Below are 23,744 nucleotides of genomic sequence, written 5' to 3' on the forward strand. Positions count from 1 at the left end.
TTTAGGCAACGAATTAGATGCCAGAAAGTGTCAAACTAAATATTAAGTCTATAGAAAAGCCGCAAACTCAAACTATGACTCAGCAACCAACAGATTTAGACAATAAAGCTGTATTTGAGCAGCTATGGGAGATTACAAAGGAACTCCGCCAAAAACTGGAGGCTCGTTTTCAGTTACATCCAGACCCTTCTGTTGAAAATTTACAGCAATACAGCAGTCTCGATGGCAATATGAAGGGTTCGCTCACCGCTTTTTCTGGGGGAGAAATTGATTGGTTAGTGCATTTGTGGCTAGGAAACGCGGAAAAATCAAACTTTAGCACCATGCGTCTCACCACTTGGTTGAAGTCGTATATCCAGGTTCCGCATTTGGCGTTTGAGTTTGGCACACTTCCAAATGCAGATATTTTCTTTTATATAGATTACATTCCCCGAACTGAGCTTTTAACCGATTTAGCATATCTCGATCGCTACTATGAGCCAGTTAACCAAACATTTTTAAAGTTGCAGGAAGATTCACGGCTCAAGTTATTTACCAGCAAAAGTGCATATATTCGCCTGTTTCAATCGCCTGCTAGCTTGTGCTACACAGGCGCACCTACCTTTGAGACTATCGAACTAACTCGCACACTTGCACACGAAACACTCGATCGCTGGCTAGCTTGGGTAGATGCAGCTGAACCTGTGCCAGAAGATGCACGCACCGCTTTAGCTGCTCGTGATTTGTTGCTCCGCCGTACTGGTGCTGAACGCGATCCAGGTAATAAATTTGCCGCACAGATGTTTGGCTCGGAATTGACAGATAAGCTTGTGCGATCGCTCTGGGGTGGCGATCGCATTGGTCATTAGTCCTTTGTCAGTTGTCCTTTGTCCTTTGCTAATGACCAAATACTTCTCTACGAGAGGCTGCACTAATCGGCAAAGCTCAGTACAAGTGACCAATAACCAATGACAAATGACAAATGACAAATGACAAATGACAAATAATCCAGAATTCTACCGCGCTTTAGCACTGCAAATTACCTGTCATGCAGTCAACCAAACGAGTAATCGCCACGAAGCGCGATCGCTCATGCAAAATTCCATCAACCGCCTAGCCCAACAAATTGCTGCCAGTATCGCTTTCATCGGCTTCGATTGTCGTTTAATTGTACTGCCAGAATATTTCCTCACCGGTTTTCCGATGGGAGATTCTCTAGCAGGATGGGCAGAAAAAGCTTGTATAGAAATGGCTGGTGCTGAGTATGAAGCGCTGGGTAAAATTGCCCAAAAGCATCAAATCTTTTTGGCTGGTAACGCCTACGAAGTTGACCCCAACTTTCCCGGCTTGTACTTCCAAACCTGCTTTATACTTGACCCCTCTGGCTCAATCGTCTTACGGTATCGGCGGCTAAATTCCTTATTTGCTCCCACACCCCATGATGTTTGGGATAAATATCTCGACTGCTATGGTTTAGAAGGAGTTTTCCCCGTTGCCAAAACTGCGATCGGTAATTTAGCTGCTTTAGCATCAGAAGAAATTTTGTATCCAGAAGTGGCGCGGTGTCTGGCGATGCGAGGAGCAGAGATTTTTGTCCATTCCACCTCGGAAGTATACAACAAAAACCTCACCCCCAAAGACGCAGCAAAAATCACTCGTGCCGTCGAAAATATGGCATACATAGTTTCAGCTAATACCGCAGGCATCGCTAATATTGCCATCCCCATTGCTTCGGCTGATGGTGGTTCTAAAATCATTGACCATCGCGGAATCGTTTTAGCAGAGACAGGTGCAGGCGAAAGCATGGCAGCATTTGCAGAGATTGATTTAGGAGCATTACGCCGCGATCGCCGCCGACCGGGGTTAAATAATTTACTTAGCCGCCAGCGGTTTGAACTATACGCCGAAAGTTATCAGCAGTCACACTTTTACCCCGCTAATACTATGCTGGAGGGAGAAGTAGACCGCAAACACTTCTTGCAAACACAGCAAGCCACCATTGAGCGGTTAGCCAAACTGGGGATAATTTGAATTTGAATTTGGGAATGGGGCATTGGGCATTGGGCATAGGGAATGGGGATTAGGAAGTAACAACAAATGACCAATGACCAATGACTAATGACTAATGACCAATGACCAATGACCAATGACAAATGACCAATGACAAATGACAGAACCAATAGAAGTCCGCAATCCCCGAACTGGTAAATTTGACTACGTAATTATCCCGCCGCCTCCAAGGCTGGTGGTGCAGCAATGTAAGCGCACGCGTCGGGCACAAATTCGCTGGCAGCAGTTGGGTTTAGAGGGGAGAATTGAAGCTTTACAGCAGTGGAAGGAAGCGATATTATCTGGACGCGATCGCCTCACAGAAGCTTTGGTAAATGATACCGGAAGATTGTCAACCTCAATATTAGAAATAGATTCCTTCCTCTCTAGCATCGATCGCTGGTGTAGGTTAGCACCAGAATTGCTGCAAGAATCTGCAAAAAACACAGCAATTCCCTTTATTGCCTTGCAACAAACATCCGTTCCTTATCCCCTCGTTGGGGTAATTAGCCCGTGGAATTTTCCGCTGTTACTATCTACCATTGATACCATTCCGGCATTGTTGGCGGGTTGTGCTGTGATTGTCAAACCCAGTGAAATTACTCCCCGCTTTGTAGCGCCACTAATTACAGCACTCAACACCGTTCCCAAACTGCACGATGTCTTAACTTTTGTGGAAGGAGCAGGCGCAACCGGATCTGTTTTGATTGAGAATGTAGATTTGGTCTGCTTTACAGGCAGTGTAGCCACGGGGAGAAAAGTTGCACAGGCAGCTGCAAAACAGTTTATTCCAGCTTTTTTGGAATTAGGGGGAAAAGATCCTGCGATCGTTTTAGAATCAGCCAATTTAGAATTAGCAACCTCAGCAATATTATGGGGTTCCGTCGTCAACACCGGACAGTCATGCCTCTCAATTGAGCGAATTTACGTTGCAGACTCCATATTTGAAAAGTTTTATCATCAACTAGTAGCCAAAGCACATCGCCTGGAACTAGCCTACCCTACGGTTGAAAGTGGAGAAATAGGCCCCATCATCGCCGAAAAACAAGCAGCTATTATTAGCGATCATCTTCTAGATGCAGTGGAAAAAGGAGCAGTAATTCACTGCGGTGGTGTAATTGAAGACTTAGGTGGGGGTTGGTGGTGTCGTCCGACAGTTCTCACTCAGGTTAATCATTCCATGAAAGTGATGACCGAAGAGACTTTCGGCCCGATTATGCCAGTAATGCCTTTTGGCACAGTAGAGGAAGCAGTATCTTTAGCCAATGACTCAATTTATGGATTGAGTGCTGCTGTATTCGCCTCAGAAGCCGAAGCTTTAGAAATTGCCCAACAGATAGATGCAGGTGCTATCAGTATCAACGATGCTGCACTCACCGCAATTATGCATGAGGGAGAGAAAAACGCCTTCAAATTCTCCGGTATGGGAGGATCACGCATGGGTGCGGCGGCGTTGAAACGGTTTATGCGAAAAAAAGCTATTTTGATTAAAACTAACACTACTAATGACCCTTGGTGGTTTGATAATGGGGAGTAACTAATGGCGTAGCTTGCCGCCGTACTCCTTTGGAGAAGCAAGCTACGCAAAGCGTCTCCAAGAGTTGGCATCGCATTCTCATGCTGTTCAAAATATTTGTTTTACCAGAAGCGATCGCTTCGCCCATAGTTTCGTCCACGATAATCAAAGCACCTGGAAGAATTTTGATATTTTTGGTTCAGAACACGAGTCCATTCATTCAGAACATGAGTCCATTCGTTCAGAACATGAGTCCATTCGTTCAGAACACGAGTCCATTCATTCAGAACACGAGTCCATTCGTTTAGAACACGAGTCCATTCATTCAGAACACGAGTCCATTCATTCAGAACACGAGTCCATTCATTCAGAACACGAGTCCATTCATTCAGCACACGAGTGAGTCCATTCGTTCACTTGGTCAGTAGTGCGGTGTTGAAGTATGGCAAAGACAGCCGGGAATATGAGATGACAGGCATCGCTGTTCGTTTCCTTGTCGTTTAACAATTAGTTGCACACTATAATAAATAGGGCGATCAAATGCTTTACTTGAAAGCTTGCCTGTATGTCTTATCCGAAACTAAGTGACGAAGAAATTATCCAACGTGGTAAAGAATTCTACGAAAAACATATCCGTTCCCAAGTTGAGACAGTAGAGAATATTGGCAAATTAATTTCCATCAATGTTGAAACAGGTGAATATGAAATTGGTGATGATTTGTTGGTAACAAGCCGTCGTTTGCAAGCCAAACAGCCTGATGCAGCAATTTGGGCAGAAAGGATTGGTTATGATGCCGTGTATGCTGTTGGTGGTTCATTAGTCAGGACGATACAGTGATACATGGGACGGTGGTTGGGCTTCAAGCACGAATAAGTGTTTTGGTTCGTTTGGAAGACAAGTCAGATGTAGAAATTGAGTTTGTTATTGATACGGGGTTTGAAGGTTTTCTTACCTTGCCACCTGATCTGGTTGCAAAACTTAGCTTGCCATATATTGCTAAAATTCAAGCAAATCTTGCCGACAACTCCAAAACTACAACAAATGCTCATGCGATAAAGATTGTTTGGGAACGGTACGGAGCGAGAAGTCATCGTGTTGGCGATGGGTCGTCGTCCTCTCCTGGGAACTGCACTACTTGCAGATTATCATCTCAGCATTGATTTTTATGAAGGTGGTACTGTCTTGCTTGATGAAATTTTGTAATCTTGCCAAAGTAAAGCATTCACGGTGAATGATGCCCATTGCTTGGCGATCACATCAAAGTGGCAAGTTAAAAGATTTTTCGCATTGTCTCTATTGTTGAGTTATGTTGTTTTTAAGCAATTTATAAGCACTTAGAGAAATATGACAACGCTGCTCGTTCTAGGCAACATTAATCAGTTTACATTTGCGAACTCCATAGTTGTAGCTAATGCTAAAGCTGAGGAGATGTTTAAGCAGGCTCTAACAAACATATTTGTTGTGCATTCAAGAGATTCTTATGCAAAGCTAAAGAGTAATGAAGATTGGGTGAATCATATAGAAGCAAATAAAGTAAGCCGAGAATTATTTGTTGATAAAATTGTCGAAATTACAGAAGAAGCTTCAACTAAAAACTTTGTTGATTATATTGAGTTTATTTTAAAGGGTATTCCAAATGGTTCAAATCTTATTGTTGATCTCACAAATGGAACTTCATTACAGAAAAATCGTATCGGCTCAATAAGTCGGGGTAGCGAATAAAAGTAAAAAGACTTGCTAACATCCAATTTATTGAGAGTTAACTAGATTGTTCTAACGCAGGGATTCTATTTGAATGCAAACGCTTGACTATAAAGGTTGAGGATTAATAGAAAATTTTGAGCGAATAATAGTGTCCAATTCGGGGATTTTATCAGAGAGAGAAATCCGGTCATGTATATATTCAAAGAAGCTGATTCCCAATTTACGAGTAGTGGCAACAAGAGACATAAAAATGTCCCATGCCTTAGTACCCTCACTCGTTTGAGTGGCGTAACTAATTTTTTCGTCGCTGCACCATAGTCCTAGCAGCTAATTCCGCCGGATTATTATGTAAAGGTAAGTTTGGATACTCTAAGACCAGCAGTAGTTCAGACTCTTTAGCTGCCGTTAATTTTTTTCGCTCATCTAATTGTTTATATCCAGTTTCAGTACCGAATAGCTGACAGAATTTAGTCTTTAATTCCTGTTTGGTTTTTGGGGAAGGGGAATTTCTGTAAGCGACTAATTCTCGGTAGTAATCCCAAAATTCCCCTAAAAATTTGTCTAATGTTTGTTGACAAAAAACCAACAAATGGACTTAATTATTTATAATGTCTGGCTTCATGTACCCAACATAAAGCCAAATTATCTGTAATTAATTTGAATTGGGGTGCATCATCGCAGACCAGAAATTCTACCACTGGTATTTGAGATTGCTGATGATAGAACGAAATTGCAGCAGCTTCCAAAACACGAGTCCGGTATTGAGAACCTAGCTTGCTTAAATACGTATCCAGCAATGAATTAAACTCTAATTCAGTCAAAACTGTTTCTTGCGGCAACAATTTCATTTGATTGTGCCATTTAGTTGGGACATTAAAACTTGTAAGCAACTCGTAAGTCAGCCCATTTAGAACATATTCAAGCTCTTGTCTATTTTGCAAGACCCCAATTACGCTTAGTCGGTCTTTCTTAGCTGTAGTTGAGTAGACTGTGTACCAGGGGTTACAAATTACATTCGTGGTCTGATTTACTCCTTTAACACGGGCACTTGTTTGGTCTATATGCTGCCACGAGCTACTTTCTAACCCAGATGTATAAACTTGATTATATTCAGCTTCAAAATCGCCTAAGTTTTTTGATGAGTAGATTTGATAAATAGCCAGCCGACATTGAGATCCCAATATTCTCTAAAAACTCTAGCAACTTACCTTGGGTCATATTACCGCCGTAATATAAGCTAATTACTAGAGCTTTTATTCCCGGACCAAATTCTCCATCGTAACCAGGTGGCAAAGATGCTAAATACGTTTTTCCAACACTAGGCGAGTAATATTTTTCTTTCCGGGAATAATACGTTATCAGTTAACAGTGAAATATCTTGAATGATTACCTCTTCATAGCCTTTGAACTGTGCATCAGGCGGTAGCTCACTCGCCGGATAATCCAGAATGCATGTCCTGTCTACTTTTATGCTCTGATTTTTGCTACTTTTCGTATGTTTTTTTTGGAGTGTGTCGTTCTTTTTTCGGATGAATGATTGCTCTTGAACCCTTTCGACTGATTGCTCTTGATTTCTGGTTTCCCCTGTTCGCCTTTCAGACGATTGTTTTCGTCCCGTAGTTTTTGGTTTTCTTCACGTAATTCTTTTATCTCTGATTGTTGCTGCTCTATGACGTTTAGCAGAACAGTTAATGTCTGGCGCAAGGATTCGTCTGCAAACTTTGAGGGGTCGATGGTTTGCAACAATGCCTCTACTTGTTTTTCTGGAGATTGCTTTTGCGCCATGTCATATATTCTACGACCCTATGTGCATCTCTCTACTTTGTTATTTTTTCTACTACCCCGATTTATTGAGCGGATACGAAAAATCTACTCTCAATAGCTTCTTATATCCTTGATATAAAAAATCAATATTTAATTGACGTTTCAAAATTATTTGAGCTAACTCAAGAAAGAGGATTTCTTCCACTTAATATTTTGCTATCCTGCTATACTCCAGTTCCTGATAGCACTAGGCTCGATAGCATAGCCTATCTAAATTTATCAGAGATGGTACGCTATAGAAAAATTATAGAAACTCAAACTAATAAATATGTAGCTATAGATTCAGATTCTTCTGATAAAGAGTTTTTTAAAGATAACTTAGGTCATTCTATTCAGCTAAAGTTACAAGGTGATCAAAGTAAAGATAATGCTATCTATCGTATAGCAGCTTCATCAATTTCGGCGAGTGTAGAGGATCTAATTCGACTTCTCGTCAGTAAATTTATCTTGGCTGATACACCTGACGGAGTAGATCGCAGAACTTTTGGACAAAAGCTCAAAATTATTCAAGCCAAAATTGAAAGTGATGCTCCATCTGACTTTGATTTAGAGTTTTTTAGCAAATTTAATGATTTCATTTTGTACTTGAGAAATAGTTCCACACACAAGGGCAAACTTTTAACTGATTTGGAGAAATTCAAGGCAGAGCTTTCTGTCAAAATGGCTTTTCCTTTTATTGATTTTTATACAGATATTGTGCATCCTTTGCTATCAAATGGTGAGCTTTCTAAAGAACCTAAGCATATGAAAAGATTATCGTATGCTGAGATAGCAGCAGGAGAGACTTTATATTATGGGTTAGATGGAGATGATACAGGAAAGATATTAGAAGAACTTTTTCTTGCCTGTAGCGATGAAGCTAGTTTTCGGAAGTTAAGTAAAAATATAGCTAATGCAATTTCAAGGATTGCTAAATTTGTTACTGATAAGCTTGGCAAGAATGCAATTGTATTTGAAGCAGGTGACGATCTTCTATTTAAGGGAAATCTTCAAGAAGAAATGCTTTTAGAAATGAAAGCTATGTATTCACAACTAACACCTGGACTAACGTGTTCAATTGGATATGGGCGATCATTTCAAGAAGTATATTTGGCATTGAAACTTGCAAAAACTCAGCCAGGTAAAAATGCTATTGTTGGAATTGAGCTTTGCTGAGTAGGTTATGGCAGAATTCGTGAGAGTTATGATTTCTGTGCAATCACCCCTCTCGTTTTCATGCCAACAAATGATTCTGAGCTTCAAGCTCAAGCTCGGAGAATTCTGGATGCGATCGCCTTCATTCCCTTTGAACAATGCCAACCCTTGACTCGTGATTTTGCCAGAATTCCGGCTCGTCCTGGCATCTATGCAATCAGGCATAAGACTGACGGATTGCTCTACATCGGTAAAACCAAGAGCTTGCGGGGGCGTTTTAGTGGTGGACATAAAGCTTTTTTGTGGGCGTGGCTCGATAAGTATACAGCACTTCCGGCAGCTATGAGGTACATCATCCTCAAAGCTGAAAACTATGCTAGGAGAGGGGCAAGAAGAAAAACTGTATTGCATAATAGCGGTAAGCGCTGTAACCCTCTTCTGTCACTCTCCGAAAACATTTGCCTTTTCTAAAATCTAGAGCTTTTGTATAACAAGCGATTGCGCGATTATTTTCTAATAACAAATACAAGTCCTATTTTTTTCTAATAGTATAGCTTGTATTGATTGCCTCATGAGGCTTCTAGCGATCACTTTCCCGGAAAGTGACAGAAGAGGGGTAACGATGAAGATGTGCGAATCGCAGTGCAATTCATTTCATATTGGGAAAACCCTACGTTACTATTGGAGCTAGAAGCCATTATTTTAAGAGCTACCGAACCTCCTTACAACTCCAACCGAAGGGTAGTAAAGCGATGCAAGCAAAACTCCAAGAGCAACTTTCCCCTAATGATGCCGAAGTTATTTTAGGATGCTTACCTGAACAAATTCGTGCTGCTCTAATTGCTCGCGCTACTGAAATTGAATATCCAATCGAAGCAGTTATTGAGATGGCGATTGCAAGTTTTCTCGACACAGAGGCATTAGGTTTTGCAGATTGTAAGCCAGGGCGTGGACAATAAAAGCGTCAACTGGCGATCGCAGGCGGCGGGACTGGTGAAAGATATTGGTGTGGATACAGAAGAACGTTAGAAGCCAACGATAAACGCGTAGGCGTAGCCCGCCGCAGGCATCGCTTGGAAGAAAAACGGAATTCGTTATACTTCGCGTCAAGTTATGCCAGCGATGATTAAAGCCCAATTATAGTTCAGATAAGACCAAAACACTTGTAGAGACGGCGATTTATCGCGTCTCGAAAACCCAAAATTTTTGCCATTGGCCCTTAACCCAAGCGTATTGGATTAAAGCCATCTTTGACAACCTTCCCCACTGCCCACTCATAATATGCGAACATAATTAAGTTGTAGCTGACTACCTGCACAGAGGTTAAAAGTGGATACCATTGCAATCCCTGTTCTGAATCGCCCAGTAGATACCACGGTCACTGGCTTAAAGGTTCCAAGCATTGTAATAAAACACCCTGGTTGTACAGCTAAAACTTTTCCCGATTACTTTACTCGATTTTTCCAAATGTTAGAACAATAAAAGGTGAATTGCAATGTCTAATATTCGAGAAGGTATGCCCGTACTCGCCCGTCATGAAGGAGATTGGGTAGGAACTTATACATTAATTGATACAACAGGAAAAATTCTTGACAACTATGAATCTCACTTAACTTGTCAATTTCCAGAAAATGGCCCTCATCCCTATTACCAAATAAATCGCTACAAGTGGTCTGATGGGAAACGAGAGGAGTATGAATTTCCAGGAATATACAAAGATAATAAGCTCTGGTTTGACACCGATCGCATTGAAGGAAAAGCCTGGGAAGCCGATGATTCCATTGTTATTTTGTGGTTTACTTATAAGTCAAACCCAGATATGAGCTTATATGAAATGATCTACATTAGTCCTGACAATAACAATCGCGCCCGCACTTGGCATTGGTTTAAAAACAATCAAATCTTTCAACGCACTCTAATTCAAGAAGAACGGCTAAGATAGTAATTTCTCCTTTCAGAGATAATCCGTCATTATTCTCCAGTCCGCGCAGGCGGACTTTGTTTGTGTAGCCATGACTTCCAGTCGTTAGGCTTTCATCTCAAATTTCAACTTAGTAAGGTACACGCATGGCCAAAGGTGACAAAATAAACTTTTCTACTCCTAGCGGTTTCCCAGAATTTCTGCCTAGTGAAAAGCGTCTAGAATTATATTTACTAGATATCATCCGTAGAGTTTTTGAAAGCTATGGATTTACGCCCATCGAAACACCTGCTGTAGAACGTTTAGAAGTGCTGCAAGCTAAAGGTAATCAAGGCGATAATATCATTTATGGAATTGATCCTATACTGCCACCAAATCGGCAAGCCGAGAGAGATAGATCGGGCGAAACTGGTTCAGAAGCTAGAGCTTTAAAGTTTGATCAAACAGTTCCTTTAGCGGCGTATATTGCCCGTCACCTGAACGAATTAACCTTTCCCTTTGCCCGTTACCAAACGGATGTAGTTTTTCGGGGAGAACGGGCTAAAGATGGGCGTTTTCGTCAGTTTCGTCAGTGCGATATTGATGTAGTTGCTCGTCGTGAACTCAGCTTGCTTTATGATGCTCAAATGCCTGCAATTATCACTGAGATATTTGAAGCAATTAATATTGGCGATTTTCTGATTCGCATCAATAACCGAAAAGTTCTGACTGGTTTCTTTAAATCACTGGGAATTGTCGAAAATCAAATTAAATCGTGTATTGGTATTGTTGACACACTAGAAAAGATTGGTGAAAGTAAAGTAAAACAAGATTTAGAAAAAGAAGGAATTTCAGCCGAACAGGCGCAAAAAATTATTGAGTTTATTAAAATTGACGGTTCGATTGATGACGTATTAGACAAGCTCAAGCATCTCGCTCAAAATCTGCTAGAAACCGAGCAATTGAGCTTAGGCATTACCGAATTAGAAACGGTAATTGCAGGGGTGCGTAATCTCGGAGTTGCCGAAAACCGTTTCTGTATTGATTTATCTATTGCCCGTGGTCTTGATTACTATACTGGCACAGTTTACGAAACAACCCTATTAGGACATGAAGCTTTAGGTAGTATTTGTTCTGGCGGTAGATATGAAGAATTAGTCGGGGTATTTTTGGGCGAGAAAATGCCTGGTGTAGGCATTTCTATTGGCTTAACTCGCTTAATTAGCCGCTTGTTAAAAGCTGGTATTCTAAATACCTTAGCTGCTACACCAGCCCAAGTGATGGTAGTGAATATGCAAGAAGATTTAATGCCCACTTATTTAAAAGTTTCTCAACATCTTCGTCAGGCGGGAATTAATGTGATTACTAACTTTGATAAGCGTCCTTTGGGTAAACAATTTCAATTAGCAGACAAGCAAGGAATTCAATTTTGTGTAATTATTGGTTCTGAAGAAGCAGCCGCACAAAAATCCTCGCTCAAAGATTTGAAAACAGGTGAGCAAGTAGAAGTGCTACTAGAAAACTTGGCTGAGGAAGTTAAAACAAGGCTTACCTAAAAGTTGATTTATAAAGTAGCAACTGTTTATTGCGATGCGTTATGGCTTTCGCCTGATACACCTTACTTATTTGGAAGTCCTTTATGAGCTTGTCTGATCTCCCTAATCTCTGGGTTCCTCTAGCACTTTTAGGTTTAATTGTGATAGCTGCTGTATTTTTCAGCCGCAGCAATTGATATTTAAAGCATTACAGAAATTAAGTAAGGTAAAGTAGGAGAGCCTTGTGTTGCCTGACAGCACTCTGGTAATAATCAACAATCTCATTGTAGTAATCTGTCATCCAATCCAACATTTCTTCTTCAGACCAGTCAATCCAGGGTACTGGTTCTGAATTCTGTGATTCTCGGATGAAACGATTCTGGAACCCCTCTTGTGAAAGTTCTAATAACCCATCAAGAATTTGTCCAACTTCATCACCTGGCGATAGATACCTCATAGGGCCATAACTCGTTGTATTTTCATTACCGATTTCTTGACCAGCGCCAAAGGCGTTAACTAAAGGCATACCATCCCACGCAGAATTTTCTATCACTGAAAATGGTAGAAAATCTTTTTTATATTCTTGATCTACTATCAATTCTGGAATTTTCCCTTGAGATGTAGCATAATAACCGGGAACATAGCCAGCTAATAGAAACGTTAATTCCTGCCAATATTTGTGTAAATCTAGTTCGGGATTTTCCCATTCTGCGAGAAACTGTTGTTCTAGTGCTTGCCAATCATAATTATTTTTCCATTGTTGGCGATTTCCAGGAATAAACCTGCTTAAACCCTGCCTTTTAGCCAATTTACCAAACCGCGCTCTCATTTCTTGTTTGGTTTTTTCAGCCGACTCTCCTTTCCAATAAGTTGCTCGTTGCCAAAGAGCCGATTCTGGCAACCATTGAGCATCACGAAATACCCGAACAAGAAGTGGATCTTTTCTAAGTAATTCAAGGGTTGATGCAGAAATCTGCTTAATCTCACCTATAATTCCCATAAAACTTTGTTGCAGCGCTTAGAAGTTATTATCCTCAAAGTCTAGCTACAGTTTATCTAAAGCATTACAGTTGAGGTGGAGGTATCAGTTCTATGTTTGCTGTTGTCACACCCGATACAATCCATTTGCCCCCAGGCGCAGTAGTACGCCTACTCGGAAGTTGGCAAGACTATCAAGTATTGAATGAACAACTAGGCGATCGCTCTTCGCCTCGTATTAAATATCGAGATGGAGAAATTCTCTTGATGGCACCACTACCAGAATATGGGCGTAAAGTAAGTGTAATTGCAGATGTAGTCAAAGTTTTACTCGATCATCTGGGACGAGAATACGAGGCATTTACCCCAATCACAATGGAACTACCACAAGAAAGTGGTATAGAACCAGACTACTGTTTTTATATTGAAAACTGGGAGACAATCGCAGGTAAAGATCGCATTAATTGGGGCGTCGATCCATCACCTGATTTAGTGGTGGAGATAGACATCACCAGTTACACCGATGTAAATGACTACCTACCTTATCGAGTACCAGAAGTTTGGTTGTTTAGGAAGAACCAGCTTGTAATTTACAGATTGCAGGGCGATCGCTACACTGTTGAAACCAGTAGCCGTTATTTCCCTAACATCAATGTGTCAGAAGTAGTTACAGAGTGTTTTAAAATTGCCTACGAGCGCAATACTAGCGCTGCTATTCGGGAATTACGGCGGAAATTGGCAAGTGAGAATTAAAGATATAAAAAAGGAATGCGTATATGGGAAAAGGGAGATTAGAAGCATTCAGTGATGGAGTGATTGCCATCATCATCACTATCATGGTGCTAGAAATCAAAGTGCCGCATGGGTTAGATTTAGCTGCGCTACATCCGCTAATCCCGGTATTTCTGAGCTACGTGCTGAGTTTTATTTATATCGGCATCTATTGGAACAATCACCATCACCTACTACAAGCAGTCCGACAGGTAAATGGGCGTATACTTTGGGCTAATCTGCATCTGCTGTTTTGGTTGTCGCTAATCCCCTTCGTCACTGGTTGGATGGGCGAGAATCACTTTGCCGCCATGCCAGTTGCCCTTTATGGTACGGTGTTGTTGTTGAATGCGATCGCTTACTTCATCCTTACCCGCGTCCTCATTTCTTACCACGGTAGGGATTCAACTTTAGCGATCGCAGTTGGTGAAGACTTAAAAGGAAAAATATCGGTGGTATTCTATGCTGTGGCAATTCCACTTGCCTTTGTGAACTCATGGTTTGCCTGTGCATTCTACGTTTTAGTCGCAATCATCTGGCTGATTCCAGATCGTCGCATTGAGAAGACTCTCACTTCCTAGACTAATTACGAATTACCTAAGTTGTTACGCATTTAATTTGTACATTTACCTGATGACAGTTAACGACTAATTTCACCAAAAGAAAAGGCATAGCCGTTATCTTCTGGTGAACACATGGTCAAAATTTCTGTATAAAAAATCAAGAACGCGAAGTATCTTTTAAGACGCTTCGCGTTTGTATGCTAAAAAAGATTGCCTAATTGATTGCTGTCTTAAGCTGCAACTTTTTCCTCAAATGGTTTAAAGGTTTTTTTGCTAGCGCCGCAAATCGGACATTCCCAATCTTCGGGAATTTCTTCAAAAGGTGTACCAGGTGCAATCCCCGAATCAGGATCGCCAGCAACGGGATCGTAAATCATACTGCATTGTTTACAAATCCATTTACGAGTTTTAGGTTCTTCACCAGCAACTCTGGTTGCTGCTTGTCCTCCGTTTAATACTTCTAAGGCTTCAGTGTAGCGATCGGCGTGGTAATTTTCGATGAATTTTAACAAGCCAAAACGGTGTGCAGCTTCCCGAAATGTGTTGGCATGATCGGTAGATTCTTGAACTTGTTTGAGAAATTCTTCAGCTGCGGGATTGTCGCGATCGCGTTGGGCATCTGCGGCAAACTCAGGATACATTGTAGTATATTCATAAGTCTCGCCTTCAATTGCCAAAGATAAACAGCGAGATACAATTTCCCGTTTTTGTTCATCAGTTAAAGCCGCTGCATCTTCTACCACCAGTTCTGGATGCAGTAACTTAAAATGTGCAAAAGCGTGTTCTGTTTCTTGTTCTGCTGTTTCTTTAAAAAGTTTCGCCAAGTCTGTAAACCCAAGTTGACGCGCCACCTCAGCAAAAAACAGATACTTGCGATTTGCCATCGATTCACCACCGAAGGCAGCTTCTAAGTTTTGAAGTGTAGAAAAATTAGACAAATCCATAACTTGTGGATGACAGTGAAGTGATATTGAGGATGAAAACACAGACTCTACAACTGTATAGCCGAGCTGTTATTTGTATAAGATTATAAAACCGAAAAGTTTGACTGCTGAAAAATTATATTTTTGATTTAGAGATGGCTGTAATGCCTTCAAGTAGTCTGAAGTTATAAAAATGGGTAGTCGGTGTATCCTATGGCGTCAGGGGCATAAAATGTTTTTGGATCGGGAGCGTTCAAATGTGCGTTGAGTTCTAAACGTTTTGGTAAGTCAGAATTCGCAATATATAACTTGCCAAAATAAACTAAATCTGTATTGTTACTGGCAAGAATACTATCTCCTGTTTGGCGATCGTAGCCACCATTGCTAATCAAAGTACCTTGGAATATTTGCCGAAATTAGGGTGTCACTGGGTTCATGACTTCGCTTGGTTGCATCAGGTGAAGATAGGCAAGTCCAAAGGGGTTAAGAGCTTTGATCGCCTCATGCAATTCCACCGTTGACACGGATGTTTTGGCCAGTAATCCACCTGGCTTCATCGCTAGCGAGAAACGCTACTACATCGGCGATTTCTTGCACATCTCCCAGTTTGCCAAAAGCAGCCATTTGGGCTAAACGGTCTATCTGTTCTTGTGTTTTGCCTTCTCGAAATAGTTCTGTATCGGTGGGGCCAGGAGAAATAACATTAACTGCGATCGCTTTTGCACCTAATTCTTTAGCTAGTACCCGCGTGATTTGTTCAACAGCACCCTTGGTTCCTACATAAGCGCTGTAAGTTGGCAGCATCATCGCCGTAGTAGATGAGGAAAAGTTGATAATCCGTCCCCCCTCTGCCATGTGTTGCGCCGCTTGTTGACAAGCAAAAAAAGTACCTTTGACGTTAATAGCAAAAATCTTGTCAAAATCTTCTTCACTCACCTCAGTAATTGGTTTATAGAAGGCGATTCCGGCATTGTTGACCAAAATATTGACTTTACCAAAGCGTTCGAGTGTTTGCTCAAATAACCGTTGGATGTCGAGTACTTTGCTAATATCAGCTTGGATTGCGATCGCACCTACTCCCAACTTTTCAATTTCTGCAACAACTTCCTGTGCTTTGACTGCATTACCTGCATAGTTAACGACAATAGATGCACCGTTACCAGCTAACTTAAGTGCGATCGCTCGTCCAATTCCCCGCGATGCACCAGTGATAATTGCAACCTTCCCTGTCAAAGATGCCATAGATTAATCGAGTTTTATTTTGGTTAACCAAAGTGATTATCTACTGTTAAAGTACTGTATCAAGGTTAAATTTAGGGAATTGGGTATGGGGCATGGGGGATTATGAAAAAGGGTAAAGGGTAAAGGGGAAGGGGGAAGGGGTTTGTTTCTTTATCCTTTTCCCTTTAACCTTGTCCCTTTGTCCTCTCATCTCCCTCATCTCCCCACTCCCCACTCCTCTTAATTAAAATTCTGGAACGATCGCAACACCATCCCTAAGATTGAGCAAACCTGAGATAATAACTTTATCTTCTGGCTGTAATCCTTCAATAACTTGGTAATTATTATCTTTGATCTCGCCTAGCTTCACTCGCTTTTGCCGAGCTACTTGTTGAGATACGCCTTGGGGAGATGTTTCTGTTTCAACTACATAAACAAAAGTGTCCCCACCTACACGAGTCATTGCTGTTGTGGGAATTAAAACTCCGGGGCGTTGATTCCAGAACACTCTAGCCCTTACCAATTGATCTGCACGTAACTGACCGTTAGGATTATCAAAAAGTGCTTTGATCAGTATTGTTTGTGTCTCAGTACTAGGATTAGGTGCAATGTAAAATACCCTACTTCTACCCAGCTTTTGACCTTGTGTGTTCATAACTTCCACTGGCATTCCCTTACGCAATTGGGGCGCCTGCTGTAGTGGCACAGAGATATTCACTTCTAAAGGTCGATTTTGGGTGATATTAACTAATGGTGTAGAAGTATTAACTAAATTACCGACTTTCACACCGAGGTTGCCAACAGTGCCACTAAAGGGAGCGGTAATTTTGTCGGACTGGGGCTGTTGCGTTTGAGTATTTACATCAGCTTGCTGCAAGGTTTTTTCAGCTTGCAATATATTAGCTCGTTGTACTTGAATCCTGGAATCAATTGCATTAAGACTAGTTTTAGCATTAGCGAGCCTATTAGCGAACTGATTGCTAGTTTGTCGAGACACGGCTCCTTGTTCCGCTAGAGCAAGAAACTTTTCATAATTTTGCTCATACAATTGCACATTTGCAATATATGATGGTCGTTCTGCTTCCAGAGATTGGAGTGTAGCGCGGGCATTTGCCAGTTGCATTAAAAATGCTGGAGGTACAGAATTTTTAAGAGCGATCGCTGCTTGTGGTGTACGATCTACTTGGAGAATCGCTGCTCCTTCGGCTACTGGATCTCCCGATTTCACAAGTATCTGGGTAACTTGGCCCTGAATCTTCGGCTGGAGCGTAACTGAGCGCTGGGATTTCAGGCTAGCAATAAAATCTGAACTTTCCTCAATGATGCCGCTTTGTACCGTGGATATTTTGACTCTTACCCCTTCAGGTTGAGCGTTAGCAGTTGAAGGTGCTGAATTTTGCGGAGTGAGCAAACGCCAAACTATAGTTACTCCGCCCCCTAACAATAGTAGTGCTGCTAAAAATAACCAAAGCCACCGCCGTTTTCCAGAAGGTGGCTCAAATGAGGTTTGTGGAGCTTTTTCTCCAAAATCAGTTTGAGGCTCAGGGGATGTCATGGCTTTTGAGGAAATTAAGGAACAAATTGACTATAATTCAATCAAAATTTCATCTATTTATCTTGAAATTACTGATTTAGCATGAGGTTTTGTGGCAAATTATGTGTTACCCCATTCAAATATACAGTTTTGATGATTCTGTCTAAATCTACCAAAAGGTGAATCCCTAATTTTTTATCCAGTTATGGAAATACTGGATAAGCAAAAAACTCAGTTCCTTATTTCTTAATACGATTTGCTGAAGGGGAAAGGGAAAAGGTTTTAAGACTGCGCGTAACATCAAAACGTGAAGGCGGAAGTTGCTACAAGGAAGACAGGAGTTACTTTACTATAGAAGCGATCGCTGCCTTAAACTTTAGTTCAAGGCAGAGAGAGATTTATCAAACTTAGGTTGCGTTAATTGGTTGTGTTTTAGCTTACTATCCTTAGACACTCATCAACAGCACTTTTGTTTAACTCACTGTAATAACTGTTCCCACACTCTCATTCGCCAATCTATCCACCGCACACACCGCATAGCTTCCCGCTTGTTGGACGGTAGCGAAGGTTGTGCCAGCAGACAAAATTCGCTGAATTGTCCAAGTATCGCCACTCAGCCGATACAGTGTCCAAGAACGAACTGGCTGATTATCTCCAGGCTGCCAACTCAGTTTGCGGTTATTCACTTGTAATCCAGTCGGTGGTGGGGGTGGTGTTGTATCTTGCCAAGGCAAAGTTGGCGGTAGCGCAGGTTTGTTATAAAGCAGACTTTGGAATTTATCAGCAATGCCCTGACTATTTTCCGTCAAAACACCGAGATTAAAGAAGATATTCCCTAATGACAACTGTCCAGCTTGGCTGCGACTAATTATCACCTGCTTTTCAATCTCACCACTCTCTCGACTCTTGTTGCTTGGTTCTGTCAAATTGTTCCCAGCATAAACGTGTCTTTGCTTTGTATTTATCTGTGTCCACCACTTTAGCAACGCGGAATAACTTTGTTGTGGTTGGTCTGTGCGCCAATATAATTGAGGAGCAATATAATCAATCCAGCCTTCTTCTAACCATTTCTTAGAGTCAGCATACAGCACATTGTAAGCATCCAACCCAGTAATACCAGCGGGTTGTCCGGGGCGATAAATCCCAAAGGGACTAATACCAAATTTTACGTCGGGTTTGGTTGCTTTAATTCCCTGCCAGAGGCGCTGTACCATTTTGTTAACATTGTCCCGTCGCCAGTCGCCAAGGCTGAGTGTACCACCGGCAGCTTTGTATGCAGCGTAGGTTTTGTCATCGGGAAAAGACTGCCCTTCGATGGGATATGGATAGAAATAATCATCTAAGTGAATGCCATCAACATCGTAGCGCTTCACTACATCGAGAATTACGTTGTACGCCCTATCCTGAACTATTTTCAGTCCTGGGTCCATCCAGCGTTGAGTTTTCCACAAATAAACGCTTTCTGGATTGGTAGCTGCTATGTGGGGACGGACTGTTTTGGCTGGGTCGGTGGAAGTGCTAGCGCGGTAAGGGTTGAACCAAGCATGAACTTCAATATTACGCTTGTGACATTCTGCGATCGCAAATGCTAAAGGATCATAAAATGGTTCTGGTGCTTTCCCCTGAGTTCCGGTAATCCAAGCACTCCAAGGCTCTAATTGAGACTCATATAAAGCGTCTCCTTCCGGTCGCACCTGGAAAATCAGGGCATTGAAGTTCAACGCTTGTAATTTAATAGTAATTTCGGTGAGTTCAGCTTTTTGTTGGGCAACAGAAAGTCCGGCTTTGGAAGGCCAATCACCATTCCACACAGATACTAACCATGCCCCCCGGAACTCCCGGCTATGATTTACTCTAACGCTACCGATAGGGGTGGGGGTTGGCGTTGGAGTTGGTGTGGGGGTTGGTGTGGGGGTTGGAGTCGGTGTCGGTGTGGGGGTTGGTGTCGGTGTGGTTATTGGCGGCTGCACTAAGTAACTAGAGGCAATTTTTTCTGCCTCACCTAAATACACCAAAGCTTGATAAATAATCACTGCCACATCTGCACGGGTGGCTGCAATATTGGGACTGAGTAATTTCAAATTTGGGAAACTAGCCACCAATCCGGCACTAGTGGCAATAGCTACGTGATTTCTGCCATAGCCAGGAATCTGAAGAGAATCTTGATAAATTTGTGGGAGTGCTGAGAGGAGGTCAGGTTTTACCTTGGTGGCAATTTCTAGACCAGCTACCAAGGAAACTAATACTTCTACTCTAGTAATTCGGTTAGCGGGACGGTAACTTTTATCAGGAAACCCACTAATAAATGCTTTTTCGTAAGCTGTTTGAATGGCGGCTGCTGCCCAATAACTAGTGGGTACATCAACAAAGGGGACATACTGCCGCTTCTTGGCAACGGTGGGAAATGCCTTGGCGATGATGGCGGCAAATTCAGCGCGGGTGAGTGAGTTATCGGGGCGATAGGTGCCATTAGGCAACCCACTGACAATACCACGTTGGGCTAAGGCTGTAATAAATAAGCGTGCCCAATGGTTTTGAATATCCGAGAAGGGAGTAGCAATAGATACCATTGTTGATTGCAGCTAGCTGGCCTGGATTTTTATTTCCTTAGTTAATTTAGCAATATGAAGGCGATCGCTGCTGCAATCTCGTTGTAAACTTTGACTATTTAATTTTGGGATAGGGCATTGAAAAGAGGCAGAGGGGCAGGGGGAAGAGTGCAGAGGAGAGGAATTTTTCCCCCATTCCCCATCTACTAGGTAGGCGGGAATAAACCAAACAAACTATGTTACTAAAAGTAAACACGCCTAAAACCCTTACCAATGACAAATGACGACTCTTACAAGTTAACTTTGTTTACGCCCATCTACTAAGTAGCATTTGTAGCTTCGTTAGTAGGATTTGAGGTAGAACGCGCATTCAACGCCAGCATCACGCGTGAAATGCCAGTGAAAAGAATGCTGACACCAACTAGTGTGCCAAGAAGCCAAGGCGCATTGAAGGGCCACTGGAACCAAATCATTCCACCTAATACCAGCGTAATAATACCATCAGCGAGTATCCACGTCCAGTTATCTTGCGGACGTAACTGGAATGCCAGAATTAACTCGAATGTGCCTTCAGTCAGCAAAAAGCTGCCAAGCAACAGAGTGAGTGTGAGAACACCCGTAAAAGGATAAACAAATAGCATTATGCCCGTTGCAATATAGAGTGCGCTCAATAAAATTTTCCAAATGAAACCTCCGCGATCGCGGGTTTGAGTGGCGTACACTAGTTTTGTAAATCCGGCGAAAATCAAAATCACTGCAATCCAAGTCTCGGCGAATATCGTTGAGATATTAGGCACTGCGATCGCAATAACCCCCGCAATACTCAGAAGAACACCAGTTATCAGCGCTCCATTAACATTCTTGTTAATATCTCTAGAAACGTTGGTTGTCATATAAAGTTTTCCCTAACTCTACAATTACGTTAGGGAATTTCTCAGTCACAGAATAGAGCCTTAAGATAGACTCATCGGTATTAAATTTCAGCAGTAACTAGCCTCAGAAAAGTTTTGCAAGATTGCTTAGGCGTTCATAAACGGGGATGAGACGATCTCCTTCAAGTTCAACAGAAGTACTTGGATAATTCTGGATGGCTCCAAGCAGTGTAACTTCACCATTTTGTTTAATAGATTCACTTAAAGCGTTTCGCAGCGCCTCCTGATCTAGTTCTCCTGCGGTAGGACGAATTACCTCACCAATCTGATTAACTAAAACTGGCCCCGCCCAGCTAGACAGTAAGCTATTTAAAAAGGAAGGATCGGCTTTTATCGAAGCTTTAAGTGCCTTACGAGCTACAGCGGGATCTTGTTGCGCTGCTTGTAAATAAGCTCTTAATGTCGGGGTAGTTTTGCCAGTTTCTGTAAACTGAGTTAATTCTTGAACAGATATTTGCCCCTGAAAACTACCGTACTTTAAAATAACTTGCTCGGCAGCATTAGCATTAGTACTTGAGAGGAGAACAATAGCACCTACACCTAAAGCTACTGTTTGAGTGAGTAACTTAGCGAATTTCTTATTGTTTAATCGATTGAAAAATTGAGTAATCTGCATTTTGTCTAACTTTCTAATGGTGCGGAGTGTACATAGGCAAAAAATGCCTAATTGTTGGATTTTTTCACGAAATTATTGCTACAGATACATGATTAGGGGCGTACAGATGTAAGCCCCTACAACCAATTTATTTGTTACAAAGATTTTTGGAAATGGTGTTATCAAGCCTTGTCATTAGGCGAAGCTAATGAGGTAGTATTGGTTTATCTTCGTCTAAGGTTGGTGCAGGTATGCCCAAGTGCTTCCTTGCAGATTCTTCAGCTAGCTTTCGGTCTTGCTCGTTCTCGAACTGACTCTCATCTAACAAGTGAGGGTTTTTTGCCGCTTCATCTCGGCTTGGTTTATAGCCATTTTTCCACCTGTACTTCCAGTCCATAAGTTGAAAGGCAGATATACTGCGATTTGATTACCTAGTTTTCATCGTAGGTGCTTAATGGAAAATTATACTCCTGCTATAGGTTGAAGAGGCTCATTCAGAGGGTACAAATCTAACATAAAATTTCACAGTTCCAGAATTTGCTTGCCAGAATTTGTTTGATTTTATATTTTCATTCAAAAACCAATCGACGATCGCACCACTAATTTTGTTCCAAATACCATGCCTACAATTGATGCATAAATAAAGTAGTGGTTTTCAAGCAATATCTCTATAGATATAACTAAAATAGCTAATTTTATTATGAGAATTATACCTTTAGGCTCACGCAATTTAAACTAAAAAATTTAATACTGAAAAATAGCTTTGTCAGTTTTAAATCTACTTGTAATCAAAAAATTGCAGTCCAGGAAAAGTAAATAGAGAAAAAACTAAAACCAATGACAACTTCTACAGATCGCAACCAAGAAATTACAAAACTACATGAACTAATCCAAGATATTGATTATGGTATGTTTACCACAGTCGATGATGATGGAAGTTTGCATAGTTACCCGATGTCCAGGAGTGGCGAGGTTAATTCTGATGCTACACTCTGGTTTTTTACCTATGCGGCTTCCCATAAGGTAACTGAGGTTGAACACCATCCGCAGGTCAATGTCAGCTTCTCGTCACCCAATCCGCAGCGGTTCGTTTCTATCTCAGGTACAGCGCAGCTTGTGAAAGACCGCAACAAGATGCAAGAGCTATGGAAGCCGGAACTTCAAACCTGGTTTCCTAAAGGACTGGACGAAGCCGATATTGCTTTGCTCAAGGTGAATATTAATCAGGTTAATTATTGGGATAGTGTATCGAGTTTTAAGCCACAAACAATTAGTTTTTTGACCCCATCACGCCTTTAAAATATGTAAACTAACGTGAGTTCGCTCGCTATCACCGTCAACATCAAGTGTGGCGGGAGTACCCCGGAGGTTTACATGGAACACAGTATAGTTTTGCGTAAAATCGTAGTGTTTTTAAACACAGAGAGACGCAGAATGTTTTTGAATTATTACTGGCAAAAATGGTTACCGCCTATCTTGGTACGTGCTGCTGTGCGAGTGTTAGTGATGATTTGTCTAACAGCAGGGGTGTTGGGCATTTTGGGAAGTACTGCTCCGATGAGTTATGCTCAACTAGTAAGTACCACTACGCCTATCCAGGATAAACAGATACCATTAAAATCAACAGCGCTCAATGCCACTGTATATCACAGTCCTGATTGTAACTGTTGTGGCGGGTGGATTGATCACTTAAAGGCACAGGGTTTTAAAGTCACAGACTTTTCTACACCTAACATCGAAACAGTCAAACAAAAGTACAACGTGCCGGATAACTTGTCATCTTGCCACACAGCAATTGTTAATGGATATGTCATCGAAGGACACGTCCCAGCAGACGACATCAAACGTCTGCTTCAAGAAAAGCCAAATGTTGCTGGTTTATCTGTTCCTCAAATGCCTGTAGGTACTCCTGGGATGGAGATGGGGAATCGAAAAGATCCGTTTTCTGTGTTTTCCTTTGATCGCAAAGACTCAGTTGCAGTATTTAATAAGTATGGTGCTGAGTCTTGAGTGAGTTACGAGTGCTGTTAGCGGTA

29 protein-coding genes are annotated in these 23,744 nt (G+C 41.7%); 15 read left to right on the forward strand and 14 right to left on the reverse strand.

Features of this window, described 5'->3' with window-relative positions:
- Nucleotides 1-74: 74 nt before the first annotated feature.
- The 3 genes from HUN01_RS28780 to HUN01_RS28790 all read left to right on the forward strand — a co-directional run bounded on the left by HUN01_RS28780 (nt 75) and on the right by HUN01_RS28790 (nt 3,565).
- A complete protein-coding gene (locus tag HUN01_RS28780; protein WP_181929028.1) occupies nt 75-848 on the forward strand; it encodes a red chlorophyll catabolite reductase in 774 nt (257 codons plus the stop codon).
- A gap of 127 nt (nt 849-975) precedes the next feature.
- Nucleotides 976-2,010 (forward strand): nitrilase-related carbon-nitrogen hydrolase, encoded by a 1,035-nt coding sequence (locus HUN01_RS28785; RefSeq protein ID WP_181929029.1) that lies wholly within the window; start codon nt 976-978, stop codon nt 2,008-2,010.
- Nucleotides 2,011-2,146: 136 nt separating this feature from the next.
- A complete protein-coding gene (locus HUN01_RS28790) occupies nt 2,147-3,565 on the forward strand; it encodes an aldehyde dehydrogenase family protein (protein ID WP_181929030.1) in 1,419 nt (472 codons plus the stop codon).
- Nucleotides 3,566-3,666: 101 nt separating this feature from the next.
- On the opposite strand, the gene HUN01_RS28795 is transcribed toward HUN01_RS28790, so the two are convergent.
- Complete coding sequence (locus tag HUN01_RS28795; RefSeq protein WP_181929031.1) at nt 3,667-3,939, reverse strand: hypothetical protein; 273 nt, start codon at nt 3,937-3,939, stop codon at nt 3,667-3,669.
- A 170-nt stretch (nt 3,940-4,109) separates the two neighbouring features.
- Here HUN01_RS28795 and HUN01_RS28800 point away from each other — a divergent pair, with 170 nt between their 5' ends.
- The 3 genes from HUN01_RS28800 (at nt 4,110) to HUN01_RS28810 (ending at nt 5,267) form a co-directional block, all read left to right on the forward strand.
- Nucleotides 4,110-4,382, forward strand: coding sequence for a hypothetical protein (locus HUN01_RS28800; RefSeq protein ID WP_069069588.1), 273 nt, complete (start codon nt 4,110-4,112; stop codon nt 4,380-4,382).
- Nucleotides 4,383-4,604: 222 nt separating this feature from the next.
- A complete protein-coding gene (locus HUN01_RS36425) occupies nt 4,605-4,748 on the forward strand; it encodes a hypothetical protein (RefSeq protein ID WP_338044508.1) in 144 nt (47 codons plus the stop codon).
- A gap of 141 nt (nt 4,749-4,889) precedes the next feature.
- Nucleotides 4,890-5,267, forward strand: a complete 378-nt coding sequence (locus tag HUN01_RS28810) for a hypothetical protein (RefSeq protein WP_203219505.1) — start codon at nt 4,890-4,892, stop codon at nt 5,265-5,267.
- Between the two features lie 87 nt (nt 5,268-5,354).
- Here HUN01_RS28810 and HUN01_RS35690 read toward each other — a convergent pair whose 3' ends face one another.
- From HUN01_RS35690 to HUN01_RS28825, 4 genes are all read right to left on the reverse strand, one after another.
- Nucleotides 5,355-5,495 (reverse strand): hypothetical protein, encoded by a 141-nt coding sequence (locus HUN01_RS35690; protein ID WP_181927386.1) that lies wholly within the window; start codon nt 5,493-5,495, stop codon nt 5,355-5,357.
- 46 nt (nt 5,496-5,541) lie between these two features.
- The gene (locus tag HUN01_RS35695; protein ID WP_238845430.1) at nt 5,542-5,835 is read right to left on the reverse strand and encodes a hypothetical protein; all 294 of its coding nucleotides are present in this window, start codon (nt 5,833-5,835) and stop codon (nt 5,542-5,544) included.
- 13 nt (nt 5,836-5,848) lie between these two features.
- Nucleotides 5,849-6,430 carry a hypothetical protein gene (locus HUN01_RS35700; RefSeq protein WP_238845694.1) on the reverse strand — a complete coding sequence of 194 codons (582 nt, stop codon included), beginning with the start codon at nt 6,428-6,430 and terminating at the stop codon, nt 5,849-5,851.
- A gap of 286 nt (nt 6,431-6,716) precedes the next feature.
- Nucleotides 6,717-7,034 carry a hypothetical protein gene (locus HUN01_RS28825; RefSeq protein ID WP_238845696.1) on the reverse strand — a complete coding sequence of 106 codons (318 nt, stop codon included), beginning with the start codon at nt 7,032-7,034 and terminating at the stop codon, nt 6,717-6,719.
- A 264-nt stretch (nt 7,035-7,298) separates the two neighbouring features.
- Between HUN01_RS28825 and HUN01_RS28830 the strand changes: the two genes are divergently transcribed.
- The 5 genes from HUN01_RS28830 to hisS all read left to right on the forward strand — a co-directional run bounded on the left by HUN01_RS28830 (nt 7,299) and on the right by hisS (nt 11,663).
- Nucleotides 7,299-8,228: a mCpol domain-containing protein gene (locus HUN01_RS28830; protein ID WP_238845698.1), complete on the forward strand. Its 930-nt coding sequence runs from the start codon at nt 7,299-7,301 to the stop codon at nt 8,226-8,228.
- Between the two features lie 60 nt (nt 8,229-8,288).
- Nucleotides 8,289-8,678 carry a GIY-YIG nuclease family protein gene (locus HUN01_RS34975; RefSeq protein ID WP_203219506.1) on the forward strand — a complete coding sequence of 130 codons (390 nt, stop codon included), beginning with the start codon at nt 8,289-8,291 and terminating at the stop codon, nt 8,676-8,678.
- A 281-nt stretch (nt 8,679-8,959) separates the two neighbouring features.
- Nucleotides 8,960-9,166 carry a hypothetical protein gene (locus HUN01_RS28840; protein WP_181929032.1) on the forward strand — a complete coding sequence of 69 codons (207 nt, stop codon included), beginning with the start codon at nt 8,960-8,962 and terminating at the stop codon, nt 9,164-9,166.
- 536 nt (nt 9,167-9,702) lie between these two features.
- Nucleotides 9,703-10,149: a DUF3598 family protein gene (locus HUN01_RS28845; RefSeq protein WP_181929033.1), complete on the forward strand. Its 447-nt coding sequence runs from the start codon at nt 9,703-9,705 to the stop codon at nt 10,147-10,149.
- A gap of 125 nt (nt 10,150-10,274) precedes the next feature.
- The gene (gene hisS, locus HUN01_RS28850; RefSeq protein WP_181929034.1) at nt 10,275-11,663 is read left to right on the forward strand and encodes a histidine--tRNA ligase; all 1,389 of its coding nucleotides are present in this window, start codon (nt 10,275-10,277) and stop codon (nt 11,661-11,663) included.
- Nucleotides 11,664-11,859: 196 nt separating this feature from the next.
- On the opposite strand, the gene HUN01_RS28855 is transcribed toward hisS, so the two are convergent.
- Nucleotides 11,860-12,642 (reverse strand): DUF1877 family protein, encoded by a 783-nt coding sequence (locus HUN01_RS28855; protein WP_181929035.1) that lies wholly within the window; start codon nt 12,640-12,642, stop codon nt 11,860-11,862.
- 92 nt (nt 12,643-12,734) lie between these two features.
- Here HUN01_RS28855 and HUN01_RS28860 point away from each other — a divergent pair, with 92 nt between their 5' ends.
- Nucleotides 12,735-13,373, forward strand: a complete 639-nt coding sequence (locus tag HUN01_RS28860; protein WP_181929036.1) for a Uma2 family endonuclease — start codon at nt 12,735-12,737, stop codon at nt 13,371-13,373.
- A gap of 23 nt (nt 13,374-13,396) precedes the next feature.
- Entirely contained in the window at nt 13,397-13,972 is a 576-nt protein-coding gene (locus tag HUN01_RS28865) for a TMEM175 family protein (protein WP_181929037.1), read from the forward strand.
- A gap of 212 nt (nt 13,973-14,184) precedes the next feature.
- On the opposite strand, the gene HUN01_RS28870 is transcribed toward HUN01_RS28865, so the two are convergent.
- From HUN01_RS28870 to HUN01_RS28905, 8 genes are all read right to left on the reverse strand, one after another.
- A complete protein-coding gene (locus HUN01_RS28870; protein ID WP_181929038.1) occupies nt 14,185-14,898 on the reverse strand; it encodes a rubrerythrin family protein in 714 nt (237 codons plus the stop codon).
- Between the two features lie 164 nt (nt 14,899-15,062).
- Nucleotides 15,063-15,269, reverse strand: a complete 207-nt coding sequence (locus tag HUN01_RS28875) for a hypothetical protein (RefSeq protein WP_181929039.1) — start codon at nt 15,267-15,269, stop codon at nt 15,063-15,065.
- A gap of 109 nt (nt 15,270-15,378) precedes the next feature.
- Nucleotides 15,379-16,119: an SDR family oxidoreductase gene (locus tag HUN01_RS28880; RefSeq protein ID WP_181929040.1), complete on the reverse strand. Its 741-nt coding sequence runs from the start codon at nt 16,117-16,119 to the stop codon at nt 15,379-15,381.
- Between the two features lie 223 nt (nt 16,120-16,342).
- Complete coding sequence (locus tag HUN01_RS28885; RefSeq protein WP_181929041.1) at nt 16,343-17,653, reverse strand: efflux RND transporter periplasmic adaptor subunit; 1,311 nt, start codon at nt 17,651-17,653, stop codon at nt 16,343-16,345.
- Nucleotides 17,654-18,105: 452 nt separating this feature from the next.
- Nucleotides 18,106-20,202 (reverse strand): glycoside hydrolase family 10-like protein, encoded by a 2,097-nt coding sequence (locus HUN01_RS28890; protein WP_181929042.1) that lies wholly within the window; start codon nt 20,200-20,202, stop codon nt 18,106-18,108.
- 299 nt (nt 20,203-20,501) lie between these two features.
- On the reverse strand, nt 20,502-21,074 hold the full coding sequence (locus HUN01_RS28895; protein WP_181929043.1) for an HdeD family acid-resistance protein: 573 nt from the start codon (nt 21,072-21,074) through the stop codon (nt 20,502-20,504).
- Nucleotides 21,075-21,177: 103 nt separating this feature from the next.
- A complete protein-coding gene (locus HUN01_RS28900) occupies nt 21,178-21,729 on the reverse strand; it encodes an alpha/beta hydrolase (RefSeq protein ID WP_181929044.1) in 552 nt (183 codons plus the stop codon).
- Nucleotides 21,730-21,913: 184 nt separating this feature from the next.
- Entirely contained in the window at nt 21,914-22,105 is a 192-nt protein-coding gene (locus HUN01_RS28905) for a bromodomain-containing protein (protein ID WP_181929045.1), read from the reverse strand.
- A gap of 440 nt (nt 22,106-22,545) precedes the next feature.
- Here HUN01_RS28905 and HUN01_RS28910 point away from each other — a divergent pair, with 440 nt between their 5' ends.
- Both HUN01_RS28910 and HUN01_RS28915 read left to right on the forward strand, forming a co-directional pair.
- Complete coding sequence (locus HUN01_RS28910; RefSeq protein ID WP_181929046.1) at nt 22,546-23,007, forward strand: pyridoxamine 5'-phosphate oxidase family protein; 462 nt, start codon at nt 22,546-22,548, stop codon at nt 23,005-23,007.
- Between the two features lie 135 nt (nt 23,008-23,142).
- Nucleotides 23,143-23,718 carry a DUF411 domain-containing protein gene (locus tag HUN01_RS28915; protein ID WP_181929047.1) on the forward strand — a complete coding sequence of 192 codons (576 nt, stop codon included), beginning with the start codon at nt 23,143-23,145 and terminating at the stop codon, nt 23,716-23,718.
- The last annotated feature ends 26 nt before the right edge of the window (nt 23,719-23,744 follow it).

Origin of the sequence: Nostoc edaphicum CCNP1411, assembly GCF_014023275.1 — a bacterium.
Lineage (GTDB): Bacteria > Cyanobacteriota > Cyanobacteriia > Cyanobacteriales > Nostocaceae > Nostoc > Nostoc edaphicum_A.